This is a genomic window from Actinoplanes sp. CA-030573 (assembly GCF_050951115.1).
Lineage (GTDB): Bacteria > Actinomycetota > Actinomycetes > Mycobacteriales > Micromonosporaceae > Actinoplanes.
This window is the reverse complement of record NZ_CP192038.1, coordinates 742,545-757,644: the sequence shown is the minus strand read 5'-3', so window position 1 is coordinate 757,644 and position 15,100 is coordinate 742,545. Positions and strand designations below refer to the sequence as shown.

The following is a 15,100-nucleotide window of genomic DNA, read 5'->3' as shown; positions in this document are numbered from 1 at the left end:
GGCCGCCGGAATGAAGGCCGCCGGCAGTCAACTGCGGCCGCCGGCGATCAACTGAGCGCGTCGAACAGCAGCTGCGGGGCGAAGCCCAGCACCACCGCGGCGGCCGCGGCCACGATCAGGGCGGCCGCCACCGGGCGGGCCACCGGCAGGCGGGGGTGGGTGGCGGCCTCGAGCAGGTCGGGGTCGACGAACTGGATGCCGGGCTTCGGCGGGGTGGCGTAGAGGATCGCAGTCGCCCGGACGTAGTAGGCCAGGCCGATGACCGCGTTGATCGCCACCAGGGCGGCCAGCCAGCCCCAGTCCTGGTCGATCAGGACGTCGACCACGGTGACCTTGGCGAACAGGCCGGCCAGGCCGGGAGGCAGGCCGGCCAGGCCGGCGAAGGCGAGCACCAGCGCGGCGCCCAGCCACGGGGAACGGCGGCCGGCGCCGCGGTAGGACTGGATGTCGCCGCCGTCGGCCGCCACCGGGCGCAGCGCGACCACGGCGGCGAAGGCGACGAACTCCAGGACCATGAACAGGACGGCGTAGACGATCGCGGCCTGGATGCCGGCCGCGCCCAGCACCAGGGCGGCCAATATGTAGCCGGCCTGGGCGATCGACGACCATGCCAGCAGGCGCACCATGCGGGTCTGCCGCAGGGCGACCAGGTTGCCGACCGTCATCGTCAGGACAGCCAGGGCCGCGGTGATGGGTGCGGCGTCGAGGCGGGCGACGATCGCGGCCAGGGCGAGCACGCCGCCGAGCTTCGAGGCCGTCGACAGGTAGGCGGCGATCGGCAACGGCGAGCCCTCGTAGGTGGGCGGCGCCCACGCGTGCAGCGGCACCGCGGCGACCTTGAAGGCAAAGCCGACCACCAGCAGCGCCACGCCGACCTGCGCCAGCACCGTGAGCGGGCCGAAGCCGGCGACCAGCAGGTCGAGGTGGATGACGCCGGTGGCGGCGTAGTTGAGGGCGGCGCCGAGCAGGGCGATCGCGGTGGAGACGACGCTGATCAGGAAGAACGTGATCGAGGCCGAGGCGCCGGCGCTGGAGACCGGCTCGCGCGGGGCGTAGCGCCGCAGGCCGACCAGGATGTAGAGCGGCAGCGTCAGCGTCTCGAGGCCGACGATCAGGGTGATCAGGTCGCCGGAGTAGCCGATCACGACGCCGCCGGTCATCGAGGCGGCCAGCAGGAAGCAGAACTCGCCGACCGGCGCGGTGCCGAGCCGCAGCGACGGGATGGAGAGCGCGAGCACGCCGACGGTCAGGGCCGCGAACAGCACCGCGGTGACCACGGCCGTCGGGCTCGGGATCCACGAGCAGTTGCCGGCCGCGCAGAACGTGGGCGGTCGCGAGTCGCCGGCGACGATCGCGCCGACGGCCGTGGCCAGGCCGCCCAGCAACAGAGCGCCGAGGACCGCCGGGCGGCGGGCGATCAGCAGGTCGGCGAGCAGGACCAGGATCGCCGTGCCGGACGCCGCGTAGAGCGGCAGCAGCGTCACGTGGTCGATCGTCATCGGACGACTCCCGTCAGGGCCGCCACCGGGCCGGAGGTGGCGGCCAGCACCAGGGCCGGCACCAGGCCGACGGCCAGCGTGAGCAGGACCAGCGGCGCCCAGGCGAACCACTCGGCGCCGGCGATGGCGGGCGGTACCGGCGCGGCGGCCGGGCCGTGGGTCACCTTGCGCAACAACCGCAGGAAGTACGCCGCCGTGAGCGCCCCGCCGACCGCGGCCAGCACCGCGAGCGTCACCCACAGTCCACCGCCGCGCTCGACCGCCGCCACCACCGCGAACGCCTCGCCCCAGAAGCCGGCCAGCCCGGGCAGCCCCAGCGACGCGATCGCCGCGAAGCCGAGCACACCGGCCAGGCGCGGCGCGGTCTCCCGCAGGCCGCCGAGATCGGCCAGGTCACCGGTGTGGGCGCGGTCCTTGATCGCACCGGCCAGGAAGAACAGCAGCCCGGTGATGAGCCCGTGCGCGACGTTGCCGATCAGCGCGGCCTCGATGCCGGTCGCGGTCAGCGTGGCGATGCCGAGCAGCACGAAGCCCATGTGGCCGACGCTGGAGTACGCGATCAGCCGCTTGAGCTCGGTCTGCCGCAGACAGATCAGCGCACCGGCCAGGATCGCGGCCGCGGCCAGGATGCCGAGCACCGGGGACGCCCACTGCGCGCCGAGCGGCGCCACGCCGACGCCGACCCGGATCAGGCCGTAGGTGCCCATCTTCAGCAGCACGCCGGCCAGGATCACCGAGCCGACCGTGGGCGCCTGGGTGTGCGCGTCGGGCAGCCAGGTGTGCAGCGGCCAGAGCGGCGCCTTGACCGCGAACGCGACGGCGAACAGGCCGAACGCCCAATACTGCGTGCTCTTCGACAGCCCGCCGCCACTCGAGAGCGCGACCAGGTCGCCGGTGCCCGCCTTGGTCGCCACGGTGATGACGCCCAACAGCAGCAGCACCGAGCCGAACAGCGTGTACAGCACGAACTTGCGCGCCGCTCGCCGCCGGTCGTCGCCACCCCAGCCGGCGATCACCGCGTACATGGGAAGCAGCACGACCTCGAAGAACAGGAAGAACAACACCAGGTCGAGCGCGAGGAAGGTGCCGAGGATGCCGGCTTCCAAAATCAAAAGCAGACCGAGGAGGGTACGCCCGGAGCCAGCAGTGCCATTTCCGGCGCCTGGTGCTTCGGACGGCGCGGAGAACCCGGGCGAGGGGGAAGGAACCTTCCACATCGTGTACGCGCAGCAGAGCAGCGTGAGCAGGCCGGTGAGCGCCACCAGCGGGTAGGAGACGCCGTCGACGCCGAGGTGGAAGTCGAGGTGCAGGGCCGGGACCCAGGACACGTCGATCTCGGCCCACGGTTGCACCGGTGGCGTCGCCGAACCGGCAGTCGGCACGGTGGTCAGGGCGTTGACCCGACCAATCCACACGCCCCGGCCGGGCGCGAACGGCAGCACCACGATCGGGATCAGGGTGGCGGCGGCGAACGCGGTGGCGGTCAGCCGGGCCGTGCGGTCGAGCCGGGCCGGGAACAGGGCGAGCACGCCCGCACCCACGGCCGGCAGCGCGAGCGCGGCGACCAGCATCACCTGGTAGAGGATCATGGGGCGGCTCCGAACCAGAGGACCAGCACCAGGGCGCCGCCGAGGACCAGGGCCGCGGCCCAGGGCAGAGCGATGCGGTGCGCGGCGGCGAGCAGGTTGCCGAGCCGGGTCGCGGTCGTGCCGGCGCCCTCGACGGTCGCGTCGACCACCCGCACGTCGGCGGTGGTGACCAGGCCGGCGAGCGCTCGCACCGGACGGACCACGAGGCGCTGCTGCACGTCGTCGAGGCGGAAGCCGGCGGCCAGGAACGGTCGGGCCGGGCCGAGCGCGGCCGCCGGGTCGACGCCGGGGGCCGCGCGCCACAGCCACCAGGCGGTCCCGGCGCCGAGGACGAGCAGCACCATCGGCAGCACGATCGCGACGGTCAGGTGCGGCTCGTCGAGGTCGAGCGCCGTGCGGAACCCGGGGGCGTACGCGGCCAGGCCGAGCAGCGCCGCCGGGATGGCCAGCAGGATGATCGGCCAGCGCATCAGCGCGGGCGGGTCGTGCGGCGTCCGCGGGGGCGTGTAGCGGGCGTCGTCGAAGCCGATCTCCCAATCCGGCCCGTCCGCGCCGTGCTCGCGGGAGACGCCGAAGAACGCGCGGAGCAGCAGGCGCATCGAGTACCACGCGGTGATCGCGACCGCGAACAGGGCGGCCAGCCAGACCACCCAGCCGACCCAGACCGGGGCCGGGCCGCCGCCGTCGGTGGCGTGCGCGGCCGCGGTCAGGATGTTCTCCTTCGACCAGAAGCCGGACAGCGGCGGCACGCCGGCCAGCGCGCCGAGACCGATCACGAAGGACCAGAAGGTGACCGGCATGTGCGCGCGCAGCCCGCCCATCCGGGACAGGTAGTTGGTGCCGACCGCGTGGATCACCGCGCCGGCCGCGAGGAACAGCAGAGCCTTGAACGCGGCGTGGGTGAGCAGGTGGAAGAGGGCGGCGGCGGGCGAGCCGACGGCCAGCGCGCCGGTCATGTAGCCGATCTGCGAGACGGTCGACCAGGCCAGCACGCGCTTCAAGTCGTCCTGCGCGGTGGCCGTGAGCGCGCCGAGCAGGATCGTGATCGAGGCGGCCACGCCCAGCACCGCGAGCGCGGCCGGGGACTGCTCGTACAGCGGGTACATCCGGAAGACCACGTAGACACCGGCGGCGACCATCGTGGCGGCGTGGATCAGCGCCGAGATCGGGGTCGGGCCGGCCATCGCGTCGGGGAGCCAGGTGTGCAGCGGGAACTGCGCGCTCTTGCCGGCCACCCCGGCCAGCATCAGCAGCAGGGCCGCGGTGAGCGTGCCGGTCGAGTAGTCGTGCGCGAGCACCACGCTGATCCGGGACGTGCCGGCCTCGACGACCAGCAGCGCGATGCCGAGCAGGAAGCCGACGTCGCCGACGCGGGTGACCAGGAACGCCTTGACCGCCGCGGCCGGCGCCTCGGGCAGCCGGCGGTCGTGGCCGATCAACAGGTACGAGCAGGCGCCCATCACCTCCCAGCCGAGCAGCATGCCGATCAGGTCGCCGGAGGTGACCACCAGCAGCATCGCGCCGGTGAAGAGGCTGACCTGGGCCGCGTACGGCGGGTAGCGCGGATCGTCGTGCAGGTAGGCCACCGAGTAGATCTGCACGAACAACGCGACCACGCACACGGCGAGCGCGATGTAGAGGGCCGCGGCCCCGGCCGAGAAGCCGATCGTGACGTCGATCGGGCCGAACCTCACCCAGCTCCTGCTGGACTCGATCGGCTCGGTCGCGGCGTCACCGAAGATCAGCAGCGCGAGGCTGACGACGAGCGAGACGGCGGCGCCGACGATGCCCAGGGCGGCGGCGACCCGGCGCGGGGTGTGGTGGCCCTCGTCGTCGCCGGGGCGCAACAGCAGGCCGCCGAGGCCGAGCGCCAGCGGCACACCTGGGACGAGGAAGCCGAAGCCGGCGGCGGTCACCCGGCCACCCGCTCGTGGTCGTGCTCGTGCAGCGCCACCTCGTCGAGGACGACGGCACGACGAAGGCGGTAGTACTGCAAGATGATCGCGAGACCCACCCCGACCTCGGCGGCGGCCAGCACGATCACGAAGAGCGCGAAGATCGCCCCGGCGCGCGGCTCGGGCACCGGATGGGCCCAGGCCTCCGGCTGCACGCCGGTGAGCGTGGCCTTCACCGTGGAGTCGGCGGCCACCAGGATCAGGTTGACCGCGTTGAGCATGAGCTCGACCGCCATCAGCACCAGGATCGCGTTTCGCCGGCGGAGGACGCCGTAGACGCCGAGGCCGAAGAGCAGGGCGGCGATGACGTACGGGATGACCGCGTGCATCACTCCTCCTCGCGCCGGGGCAGGGCCTTACGGGCCGGCGGGAGCATCTTGCCCTCGTCGACCACGAAGCTTTCCCCCTCTATGACACCGGCGTCGTCGTCGCGGTTGGCCTCCGGCGCAAGATTTTCGCCGACCTTCGGGCGGGCCTCGTGGGCGCCGAAGATGATGTCGCGCGCCCGGTCCCGCAGCGGGTCGGACTCGGCCGCGGGCTCGGCCTCGATCGTCGCGGCGGCGGCTTTGCCCTCGGCCGCGACCTGGTCGGCGTGCGCCTGCCGGACCCGGGCCTGCGCGGCCGCCTGACGCGCGGCGATGCGCTCGAGACGGGCCACCACCTCGGCCGACTCGTCGGCCGGATCGGGCGGCGGCCCGGCCGGTACGCCGGCCGCGTCGGGGTCGGGGCGGGCGCCGAGGTCGGGGCGGGACAGCACGATCGCGCCGACCAGGGCGGCCAGCAGCAGGATCGAGAGCACCTCGAACGGCAGCACCCAGGCGCCGAAGACCTGCTCGCCGACCCGCTGGGCGGTGCCGGGCGCGGGCAGCTCGTAGCGCGTCCAGTGGAACGCGTCGGCCAGCAGTGCGGTCAGTCCGAAGCCGACACCGGCGCCGATGAGCGCGGCGGGGAGGGCCGGACGGTCGAGGTCACGGGAGGGGCCGATCGGCGCGCGGGTCAGCATCACGGCGAACAGCAGGAGCACCACGACCGCGCCGACGTAGACCAGCACCTGCACCCAGGCCACCAGCTCGGCGCCGAGCACCAGGTAGAGCCCGGCCACCGCGCCCAGGCTCACGACCAGGTAGAAGCCGGCGCGGACGAGATGAGTGCTGGTGACCACGAGCGCGCCGGATCCGACCGCGACCACGCCGAGTGCCAGCATGAGCGCGTCCGCCACGGTCACTTCGGTTGCTCCGGAGGCGTACGGCGTACGTTGGTCTTGGCCGCGGTTGCCGCCCCCGGACCCGCAGCTTTCCGCGCGGCCGTCGCCTCCTCCTTCGAAGGCTCGCCGAGCACGTCGTGCGCCGGCGGCGGAGGCACCGTGCGCATCCAGTCACCCAGCCGGTTCTTGTCGTGCAGCAGGTCGAGCACGTCGGTCTCGGCGTATTCGAACTCGGGCGTCCAGTGGAGCGCGTCGAACGGGCAGACCTCGATGCAGATGCCGCAGTACATGCAGAGCGAGAAGTCGATGTCGAAGCGGTCGAGCACGTTGCGCTGACGGGCCCGCGCGGCCCCGGGGACGATGACCTCTTCCTTGTGCGAGTCGATGTAGATGCACCAGTCGGGGCACTCGCGCGCGCAGAGCATGCAGACCGTGCAGTTCTCCTCGAGCAGCGCGATCACGCCGCGGCTACGCGGGGGAAGCTCGGGCTCGACATCCGGATATTGCCGGGTCGTCGACCGTTTGGTCATCGTCTTGAGCGTGACGGCAAGCCCTTGCACCAGCCCCTTGCCCGGCGTGCCCCGCTCCCCGTCGTCACTCACAAACGCATATCCTGCCCCGTCGGTGCCGGCGGCGCGAGCACACCCCCCGGGTTTGGATCGGGTTATATCGCCAGCTTGACCGCGGCGGTGAGGATCAGCTGCGCGAGAGCCAGCGGCACCAGGACCAGCCAGCACAGACGCTGGAGCTGATCCTCGCGCAGCCGGGGGTAGGCGACCCGGAACCAGATGATCACGAACGACAGCGCGAAGATCTTCACGAGCGTCCACAGCCAGCCGAGCTGATCCGCGAACGGCCCGTGCCAGCCGCCCAGGAACAGGACGGTGGTGAGCGCGGCGATCACGACGATGCCGACGTACTCGGCGAGCAGGAAGAACGCGAACCGCAGGCCGGTGTACTCGGTCATGTAGCCGAAGACGAGCTCGGAGTCGGCGATCGGCATGTCGAACGGCGGGCGGCGGATCTCGGCCAGGCCGGCCACGAAGAAGATGATCGCGGCGGGCGCCTGCCAGGCCAGCCACCAGGGCTTCCACGCCTCGACGATGCCGGGGAGGCTCAGCGTTCCGGCGGCCATCGCGACGCTTGCGGCCGCCAGCACCAGCGGGAGCTCGTAGCCGAGCAGCTGGGCGGCGCCCCGCAGGCCACCGAGCAGGCTGTATTTGTTGGCGCTGGCCCAGGCGGACATGAGCACGGCCAGCACGCCCACGCCGAGAACGGCGAGGACGAAGAACAACCCGATGTCCAAGGGCTGGGCGACGAGGCTTCCGGGTCCGAGCGGGATGGCCAGGAGCACCAGGAGGTACGGGAAAAGCGCGACCAGTGGTGCCAGCCGGAACACGCCCCGATCGGCGTCCCTCGGGGTGATGTCCTCCTTCTGCACGAACTTCACGCCATCGGCGACCAACTGGGCCCAGCCGTGGTAGGCGCCCGCGTACATCGGGCCGAGCCGGCCCTGCATGTGCGCCATGACCTTGTGTTCGGCCTGGCCGACGAGGAGCGGGAGGACGAGGAAGCCGACGACGACCGCGACGACGCGGATGATCAGCTCGAGCCAGAGCGGCATCAATCGTCCTCGCTTCGCCGCGTCGCGTTCGGGCCCCACTCGGCCGGGTCCGGGACGCCGGGCGGCCGCATCGGGGCCCGCTTGGCGGTGCCGTGCTCGGACTCGCCGGGCTCCTTGGCGCCGGGCCACGCCTTGGCCACGCGGGCGGCGAGCACGAACTCCTTGCGCAGCGGATGACCCTCGAAGCCGGGCGGGAGGAGCAGGGGCTTGAGGTCGGGATGCCGCGCGAAGGTGATGCCGAACATCTCGTACGTCTCCCGCTCGTGCCAGGCGGCGCCCGGGAAGAGCTCCACCACCGACTCGACCACCGGCTCGTCGCGCGGAACCCGGGTGCGGATCAGCAGCGAGTGCTTCCGGCGGCTGGAGAAGAGGTGGCAGACCACCGAGAAGCCCTCGTCGAGCTCGTCGACGGCCGAGAGCCAGTCGAAGAAGTCGCAGCCGAGGGCGCCGTTGTGCTTGGCGGTGCCGATCGCCTCCCACCAGCGGGCGACCGGCACGTCGACGACGGCGCGCTCATGGCCGGGTCCGCCGCCGGACACGCTCGCGACGACCGTGGCGTCCTCCGCCTCGGTCTCCATGAGAGCCACCATGCGCTCGCCGACTTCTTCGGGAGTCATGGCAGCATCCTATGGTCTTGGCCTCCCCTACAGCCCGGGGAGCCTGCCGTTGCGGAAGAGGTCGACGAAGTCCTGGTGGTCCTCGCGCGCCTGGTCGCCGTAGCGGTGCGCGAAGTCGACCAGGTGCTGCACGAATCCGGCCTCGTCCTTGTCGACGGCGGCGACGATGGCTTCCTCGGTCGAGAAGTCGACCAGGTCGTGGCTCGACTCGTCGTCGGCGACCGAGTGCATGCGGGCGACCGCGCGGCCGAGGTCGGTGATGACGCCGTTCAGCTCCTCGGGCTCGTTGACGTCGGACCAGTCGAGGTCGGCGGCATACGGCGACACCTCGGCGACGAGCTGACCGACCCCGTTGAGCGTCGTGTACCCCAGCCACGGGTCGGCGTGCGCCTGCAGAGCCCGCTGCGACTCGGCCGTACGGTGCCCCTGGTGAAGGAAGTAGGACCGCACCCGCTCGTCCTCGATCCACCGCGCGACCGCCGGCACCTGAGCCTGCTTCATGTAGATGATGACGTCGTTCTCGAGCGCCTGGGTATGGCCCTCGAGCAGCAGGTTGTACGACGGAAGACCGGCCGAGCCGATGCCGACGCCCTTGCGCAGCTTGATGTCCTTGATGTTGCTGGCCACCGGCCGCGTCGCCTCGGGCAGCGTCCCAAGATATTGCTCGAACGCCGTCCGCACACTCCCCGCCGTCGCATCGTCGACCTCGTAGACCCCGTCGACCAGCGAGAACCGGCGCTCGTAGTCGTCGATCGTGGTCTGCTCGCCGAGCAGGTCGACCCGCGTGTTGAGCCGCGCCTCCTGCAGCACGCGCCGCAGCACCCCGTCCGCGTTCTCCAGCGTGATCGACCCGATGGCGTCGTCCCCGCCGGCGGCGATGGCCCGCAGCTCGGTCAGATAGGAGCGCGCGAAGGCGGTCACCAGCGCCGAGATGTTGTCGTCGGAGAGCGCCTTCTGATACCCGATGAGCGCGACACTCGCGGCAAAGCGCTTGAGATCCCAGGAGAAGGGCCCCACGTACGCCTCATCGAAATCATTGACGTTGAAGACCAGCACGCCCGACGAGTTCATGTAGGTGCCGAAGTTCTCGGCGTGCAGGTCACCGTGGATCCACACCCGGCTGGTCCGCTCGTCGAGAAAGCTGTCGTCCCGATAGGCGCCGGTCTGATCGGCATAGAACAGCGAGGCGCTACCCCGATAGAACGCGAACGGCGACGCCGCCATCTTGCGGAACTTCCGCCGGAAGGCAGCCGGATCGAGCGCCATCAGCTCGCCGAATTCCCTGGTCAGAACGTCAATGATGAAATCCGCGCGAGGCTGCTCACTCATAACGCGAGGTTAGTCGCCGGTCGCCAGGGGTGGGGTGACCATCGGGGCAGTCAAGGAGGAAGCGTCCCGCTGGAAGGTCACACCGGTCGCGCTCGCTCGCGTGAACCGGACTTCCGCCTCGTCTCCGCTCGCTGCGTCCGCTCTCGCGCCGGTCGCTGCGTCCGCTCTCGCGCCGGTCGCTGCGTCCGCTCCCGCGCCGGTCGCTGCGTCCGCTCCCGCGCCGCGCGCGCCCGCGCTCGGTCCGTTTTCCCCGCCCGCGCCGTTGACGGTCAGCGGGTCGGGGCGGTGGACGCCGCCCGGCCCGGCCTGCTCGGCGGCGATCTTCTCCTGGAGCCGCAGAATGCCGTGCAGCAGCGCCTCGGGCCGCGGCGGGCACCCCGGCACGTACACGTCCACCGGGATCAGCTGGTCGACGCCCTTGGTGACCGAGTAGGAGTCCCAGTAAGGGCCGCCGCAGTTGGAGCACGAGCCGAACGAGATCACGTACTTCGGCTCAGGCATCTGGTCGTAGAGCCGCTTGATCGCCGGCGCCATCTTGTCGGTGACCGTGCCGGAGACCACCATCAGGTCGGCCTGGCGCGGCCCATGCGCGAACGGGATCACTCCGAGCCGCATGAAGTCGTGCCGGCTCATGCTCGACGCGATGAACTCGATCGCGCAGCACGCCAGACCGAAGTTGAAAACCCAGAGCGAATAGCGCCTCCCCCAGTTCAGAACGAACCGGATGGGCTCCCCGAGCACTCCTGGCAGACCGGCCACGTCGTCAACCTACTCCGTGACCGGCGCCGCACCCGGGGCGGGCGCGTGCGCCACCCCCACGGGCCGCTGCAACAGACTGAGAAACCCGGTCAGCAACGCTTCCCGCAACCCCGCCGGCGCGATGTTGAGCAGCGAGTTGACCATGGCCATCTTCGTGAAATCGCCCCCGCCGAGCCCCAGCCCCTCGGCCAGCCCGGCCACCAGCTCAGGCGTGACCATCTCGGGGGTCAGGGCTCCCGCCGCCGCCACCAGTTCCTCGGGCAGCCGGACCGGCCCGTGTGCCCGCGCGGTCGCGACCGCCTCCGCGAGATCACCTGCGAACTCATCGGCGGTCGCTCCGACGGCGGCGGTCACCGTGAGATGGATGGACGCCGGCATGCCCTCGAACGCCATCTGCGGCTGCGTGTGCCACCCGCGCGCGGCAAGCTCGTCGGCCAGCACGAACAGATCAACGGCCTGCTCCCCCGCACCGGCCGCCGGGTCATCGGCCGCCGGGTCATCGGCCGCCGGGGCATCGGCCGCCGGGGCATCGGCCGCCGGGGCATCGGCCGCCAGGCAGACGACGGTCGTCTCGGGCGGGGCGAACAGGCGCACGCCCTCGGTGGCGGTCACCGCAGCGGCCAGAACTGCCACGGCGTCGCGCGTGCGCTCGGCCAGCTCGACGTAGCCGGCATCGCCGATCGAGCGCAGGGTGGCCACCGCGGCGGCGATCGGGCCGCCCGAGCGGGTGGACGAGATGACCGGGTTGATCATGGTGTAGCCCGGCCAGCCGGCGTAGGCGAAGTACTGCGGGAGGCGCAGCGTCTCGTCGCGGTGCAGCAGGACCGAGACGCCCTTCGGCGTATAGGCGTACTTGTGGAGGTCGACCGAGAGGCTGGTGACCCCCGGGACGCTGAGGTCGAAATCCGGCAGCACCGCACCGAGCCGACGCAGATACGGCAGCACCCAGCCGCCGAAGCAGGCGTCCACGTGAAAGCGCACGCCGCGCTCGGCCGCAATGGCGGCCAGCTCGGGGATGGGGTCGACGACGCCATGGGCATAGGAGGGCGCGGACGCGGCGACGAGCACGGTCTCGGGCGTGATGGCCGCAGCCGTGGCAGCCGGATCGGCCCGCAGGTCGGCGCCGACGGGCACGACATCGAGCGCGACCCGCAGATAGTGCGCGGCCTTGGCGAACGCCGCGTGCCCGGTGGACGGGATCACCAACCGCGGGGTGGTCAGATGGGGCCGGCTGTCGCGGGCCGCCTTGACCGCCAGGATCAGCGACTCGGTGCCGCCGCTGGTGACGCTGCCGACCGTCTCTGGACCGCCACCCAGGAGCTTGGCCGCGGCGCCGACCAGCGCATTCTCCATCGCCAGCAGGGACGGGAAGGCGGTCGGGTCGAGGCCGTTGACGTGGGCGGAGACGGCGTGGGCGGCCCGGGCCAGGTCGTCGAGCCCCTCGAGCGCGGGGTCGTAGACGTACGCGAAAAGGCGCCCGCCATGTGTGGGCAGGTCGGCCCGGCGGAGCTCACGGAGCTCGTCGAGGACCTGCTCACCGGGGACGCCCTTGTCGGGCAGCGCTTCGAACATGCGACGACGTTATCGGAGGGCGCCGGAGGCCGGCAGCCGTCGAAGGTCGATGAACCATCGACCAAAGTCGGCTACCGCCGCTCGTCGCCGGAGGTGTCTGATGGCCCGGCAACGCCACCGGCATCCCGAACGTCACGGTAGGCGCCAAGGAGAAGGACGGCGGCGCCGACCAGGACGGCCGGCACCACCGTGAAGCCGAGCAGCACGCCGAGGCGGGCGGTGTCGTCCTGCGTCGCCGCCTCGCCGGTCGACGACGAGACATATCCGAAGACTTGGAGGATCAATGCGTAGATGCCAGGGCCGAGGGCCAGACCGAGGGTCTCCCCCGCTGTCCAGACCCCCGTGAAGACGCCGGCCTGGCGCCGGCCGGTCCGCTCGGTGTCGTAGGCGATGCAGTCCGGCAGCATCGACATCGCGAACACCTGCTGGCCGGCGTAGCCGCAGCCGATGAGCGCCACCACGAGATAGATGGTGGCCGGCGGCAGGGCCGGGGCGGCGAGCAGCGCCAGCGCGCCGGCCGCGAAGAGCAGGGAGGCGGCGGTCAGCGAGCGCGGCTTGCCGAAACGGGTGCCCACGCGGCTCCAGAGCGGCATGACGAGCAGGGCCGGGCCGACGAAGGCGGCGAAGAGAAAGGTGGAGCCGGAGGCGGCGCGGACGACGTGGTCGGCAAAGTACTGGACACCGGCGAGCATCGTGCCGGTGCCGACGGCCTGGATCACCCAGCACAGGAGGAGGGCACGGAAGGGACGGTTCGCGGCGGCGACACGCAGTTGGGTGCGCAGGTCCGGCTCGGACTCGCCCGCGGAGTGGGTTTCCGCTTTCCGGGTACCGAAGTAGACACCGAGCGTGCCCACGGCGATCAGCACGCCGACGAAGACTCCGGACCATCGGTGACCGGCGATACCCCCGCCCGTCTGCTCGACGACGAGCGGGGCCAGGGCGCCGGAGATGAGGATGGCCAGGGCCAGCACCGCGACCCGCCAGGTCATCAGGCGGGTGCGCTCGTCGTATCCGTCCGTCAGCTCGGCCGGCATCGCGACGTACGGGACTTGGAAGAAGGCGTACGCGGTGGCGGCCGTCAGAAAGGCGATCGCCACGTAGGCGCCGGCCCCGGCGCCGCTCCGGAACGGGCCCGCGAAGATCGCGGCGAAGAGGACAGCGAGGAGGAGACCAGCGACGAGCAGGAACGGACGGCGGTCGCCGCGCCGGTCGGAGACCCGTCCGGCGAGGGGATTGACCAGGACGTCCCAGGCCTTAGGCAGCAAGACCAGCAATCCGGCCACACCTGCCGCAACACCTAACGTATCGGTCAGATAAGGCAGCAGAAGCAAACCGGGCACGGTGCCGAAGGCGCCGGTGACCAGCGAACCCAGCGAGTATCCGGCCAGGACTCGACGTGGCAACACGCCGGCCTGGCGTACTTCCGGAGAGGGACCGGCGGTCGTCATGGACGCGCATGCTAACCACGATCATGCCCCTACGCCTACGCTTCGCCGCATGAAAAGCGTTGCGGCCGGGGTCGCCGCCAGCCATCCGGCCACCGCGCAGGCCGGCCTGCAGGTGCTGCGGGAAGGTGGCACGGCGGCCGACGCGGCGGTGGCCGCGGTACTCGCCTGCTGCGTCGCCGAGACGATCTTCACGGGACTGGGCGGGGGCGGGTTCGCCACGTATTTCGAGGCGGCCACCGGCAAGGTCACGTGTCTTGACTTCTTCGTGGCGGTGCCGGGGCTCGACGGCGACCGAGAGCCGGGTCCGATGATCTCGGTGGACGTGTTCTTCGGCGGGCTGCCGCAGGTGTATTCGATCGGTGGGGCCAGCGTGGCGGTTCCGGGCGTGCCGGCCGGCTGTGGCGAGGTGCATCGGCGCTGGGGTCGGCTGCCCTGGGCCGACGTCGTGGCGCCGGCGGCCGAGATGGCCAAGTCTGGAGTGCCGATTCCCGACGCGCACGCCCGCACGCTGGACGCCTGTGCGCCGGCGCTGGCGTGGGGGGAGGGCGCCACCGTCTACACGCCGCACGGGCGGCGGCTGGTGGACGGCGACATCCTGTTCCATCCGGGGCTGGCGACGGCCTTCGACGCGCTGGCCGTGGTCGGGCCGTCGATCTTCTACACCGGTGACTTCGCCCCGATTCTGGTCGGCGCCGTGCGGGACGCCGGCGGGGCGCTGGGTCCGCGGGATCTGGCGGAGTACGCGGTGGTGGAGACGCACGTCGACCGGGCCACGCTCGGCGGGTACGAGGTGCGGGCGCGACACGACCTGAATCGGGTGGTCGACACGATCGGGCGGCTGCCCGCCGACCTGTCCCGCCCCGGGCGCGCGGTCGGGGTGGCGGATGCGCTGCACGACCGGGGACGGCAGAAGATCGGTGACACGACGAACGTGTCGGTGGTGGACGGCGAGGGCAATGCCTGCGTGATCACCACGACGCTGGGGCTCGGCTCCGGGGTGTGGCTGCCGGGGCTGGGCATCAACCTCAACTCGATGCTCGGCGAGGGAGAGCTGATCACGGACGATCTCGCGCCCGGTAAGCGGATGTCCTCGAACATGTGCCCGCTCGTGGTGATCGATCCGGACGGCCGGCTCGCGGTGGCGGCGGGCTCGGCGGGGGCGTCGCGGATTCGCACGGCGCTGATCGACACTCTGCTCGGGGTGCTGGTCGATGGCGTCGACATGGAGACGGCGATCGCTCGGCCGCGGTTCCACGTCGTCGACGACACGGTGCACGTCGAGCCCGGCTACCCGAGAGACGAGCTGGCGGCGTTGGCCAACGCGGGCTGGCGGATCAACCAGTGGTCGGGGCTCAACCATTACTTCGGTGGCGCTAACGCTGTCGGCCAGGCCGGCGCGGCCGGAGACCCACGCCGGGCGGGGGTGGGCCTTCTGCTCTGAGGACTCGAAAGACGCGGGCGGCGCCCACGACCGCGGAGCGCGAACGGCGGCGTCCATGAGCGC

The 15,100-nt window shown here is 71.8% G+C and carries 11 protein-coding genes and 2 pseudogenes; 1 reads left to right on the top strand and 12 read right to left on the bottom strand.

The features are described 5' to 3' along the window. Positions 1–47 precede the first annotated feature (47 nt). The 12 genes and pseudogenes from ACQP2F_RS03495 to ACQP2F_RS03440 form a co-directional block, all read right to left on the bottom strand. On the bottom strand, positions 48–1,499 hold the full coding sequence (locus tag ACQP2F_RS03495; protein WP_433300562.1) for an NADH-quinone oxidoreductase subunit N: 1,452 nt from the start codon (positions 1,497–1,499) through the stop codon (positions 48–50). Then, positions 1,496–3,088 carry a complex I subunit 4 family protein gene (locus ACQP2F_RS03490; protein ID WP_433300560.1) on the bottom strand — a complete coding sequence of 531 codons (1,593 nt, stop codon included), beginning with the start codon at positions 3,086–3,088 and terminating at the stop codon, positions 1,496–1,498. Before ACQP2F_RS03490 ends, ACQP2F_RS03495 begins: the two co-directional genes overlap by 4 nt. Then, a complete protein-coding gene (locus ACQP2F_RS03485) occupies positions 3,085–5,004 on the bottom strand; it encodes an NADH-quinone oxidoreductase subunit 5 family protein (protein ID WP_433300559.1) in 1,920 nt (639 codons plus the stop codon). Before ACQP2F_RS03485 ends, ACQP2F_RS03490 begins: the two co-directional genes overlap by 4 nt. Beyond that, complete coding sequence (nuoK, locus tag ACQP2F_RS03480; protein WP_433300557.1) at positions 5,001–5,372, bottom strand: NADH-quinone oxidoreductase subunit NuoK; 372 nt, start codon at positions 5,370–5,372, stop codon at positions 5,001–5,003. Before nuoK ends, ACQP2F_RS03485 begins: the two co-directional genes overlap by 4 nt. Before the next feature lie 332 nt (positions 5,373–5,704). After that, positions 5,705–6,268: pseudogene (locus ACQP2F_RS03475) on the bottom strand (NADH-quinone oxidoreductase subunit J family protein); the annotation flags it as partial. After that, a complete protein-coding gene (locus ACQP2F_RS03470) occupies positions 6,265–6,849 on the bottom strand; it encodes a NuoI/complex I 23 kDa subunit family protein (RefSeq protein WP_433300555.1) in 585 nt (194 codons plus the stop codon). The gene ACQP2F_RS03470 and the pseudogene ACQP2F_RS03475, both read right to left, overlap by 4 nt. Before the next feature lie 62 nt (positions 6,850–6,911). Then, positions 6,912–7,871 carry a complex I subunit 1/NuoH family protein gene (locus ACQP2F_RS03465; protein WP_433300553.1) on the bottom strand — a complete coding sequence of 320 codons (960 nt, stop codon included), beginning with the start codon at positions 7,869–7,871 and terminating at the stop codon, positions 6,912–6,914. Continuing rightward, positions 7,871–8,488, bottom strand: coding sequence for an NADH-quinone oxidoreductase subunit C (locus ACQP2F_RS03460; protein WP_433300551.1), 618 nt, complete (start codon positions 8,486–8,488; stop codon positions 7,871–7,873). The genes ACQP2F_RS03465 and ACQP2F_RS03460 overlap by 1 nt, the downstream gene beginning before the upstream one ends. Positions 8,489–8,515: 27 nt before the next feature. Continuing rightward, on the bottom strand, positions 8,516–9,817 hold the full coding sequence (locus ACQP2F_RS03455) for a DUF2252 domain-containing protein (protein WP_433300550.1): 1,302 nt from the start codon (positions 9,815–9,817) through the stop codon (positions 8,516–8,518). A gap of 270 nt (positions 9,818–10,087) precedes the next feature. Beyond that, positions 10,088–10,567, bottom strand: a pseudogene (locus ACQP2F_RS03450) (NADH-quinone oxidoreductase subunit B); the annotation flags it as partial. An 18-nt stretch (positions 10,568–10,585) separates the two neighbouring features. Continuing rightward, complete coding sequence (locus ACQP2F_RS03445) at positions 10,586–12,148, bottom strand: pyridoxal phosphate-dependent decarboxylase family protein (RefSeq protein WP_433300548.1); 1,563 nt, start codon at positions 12,146–12,148, stop codon at positions 10,586–10,588. 71 nt (positions 12,149–12,219) lie between these two features. Then, entirely contained in the window at positions 12,220–13,596 is a 1,377-nt protein-coding gene (locus ACQP2F_RS03440; RefSeq protein ID WP_433300546.1) for an MFS transporter, read from the bottom strand. 49 nt (positions 13,597–13,645) lie between these two features. Between ACQP2F_RS03440 and ACQP2F_RS03435 the strand changes: the two genes are divergently transcribed. Next, positions 13,646–15,037 (top strand): gamma-glutamyltransferase, encoded by a 1,392-nt coding sequence (locus ACQP2F_RS03435; RefSeq protein WP_433300544.1) that lies wholly within the window; start codon positions 13,646–13,648, stop codon positions 15,035–15,037. The last annotated feature ends 63 nt before the right edge of the window (positions 15,038–15,100 follow it).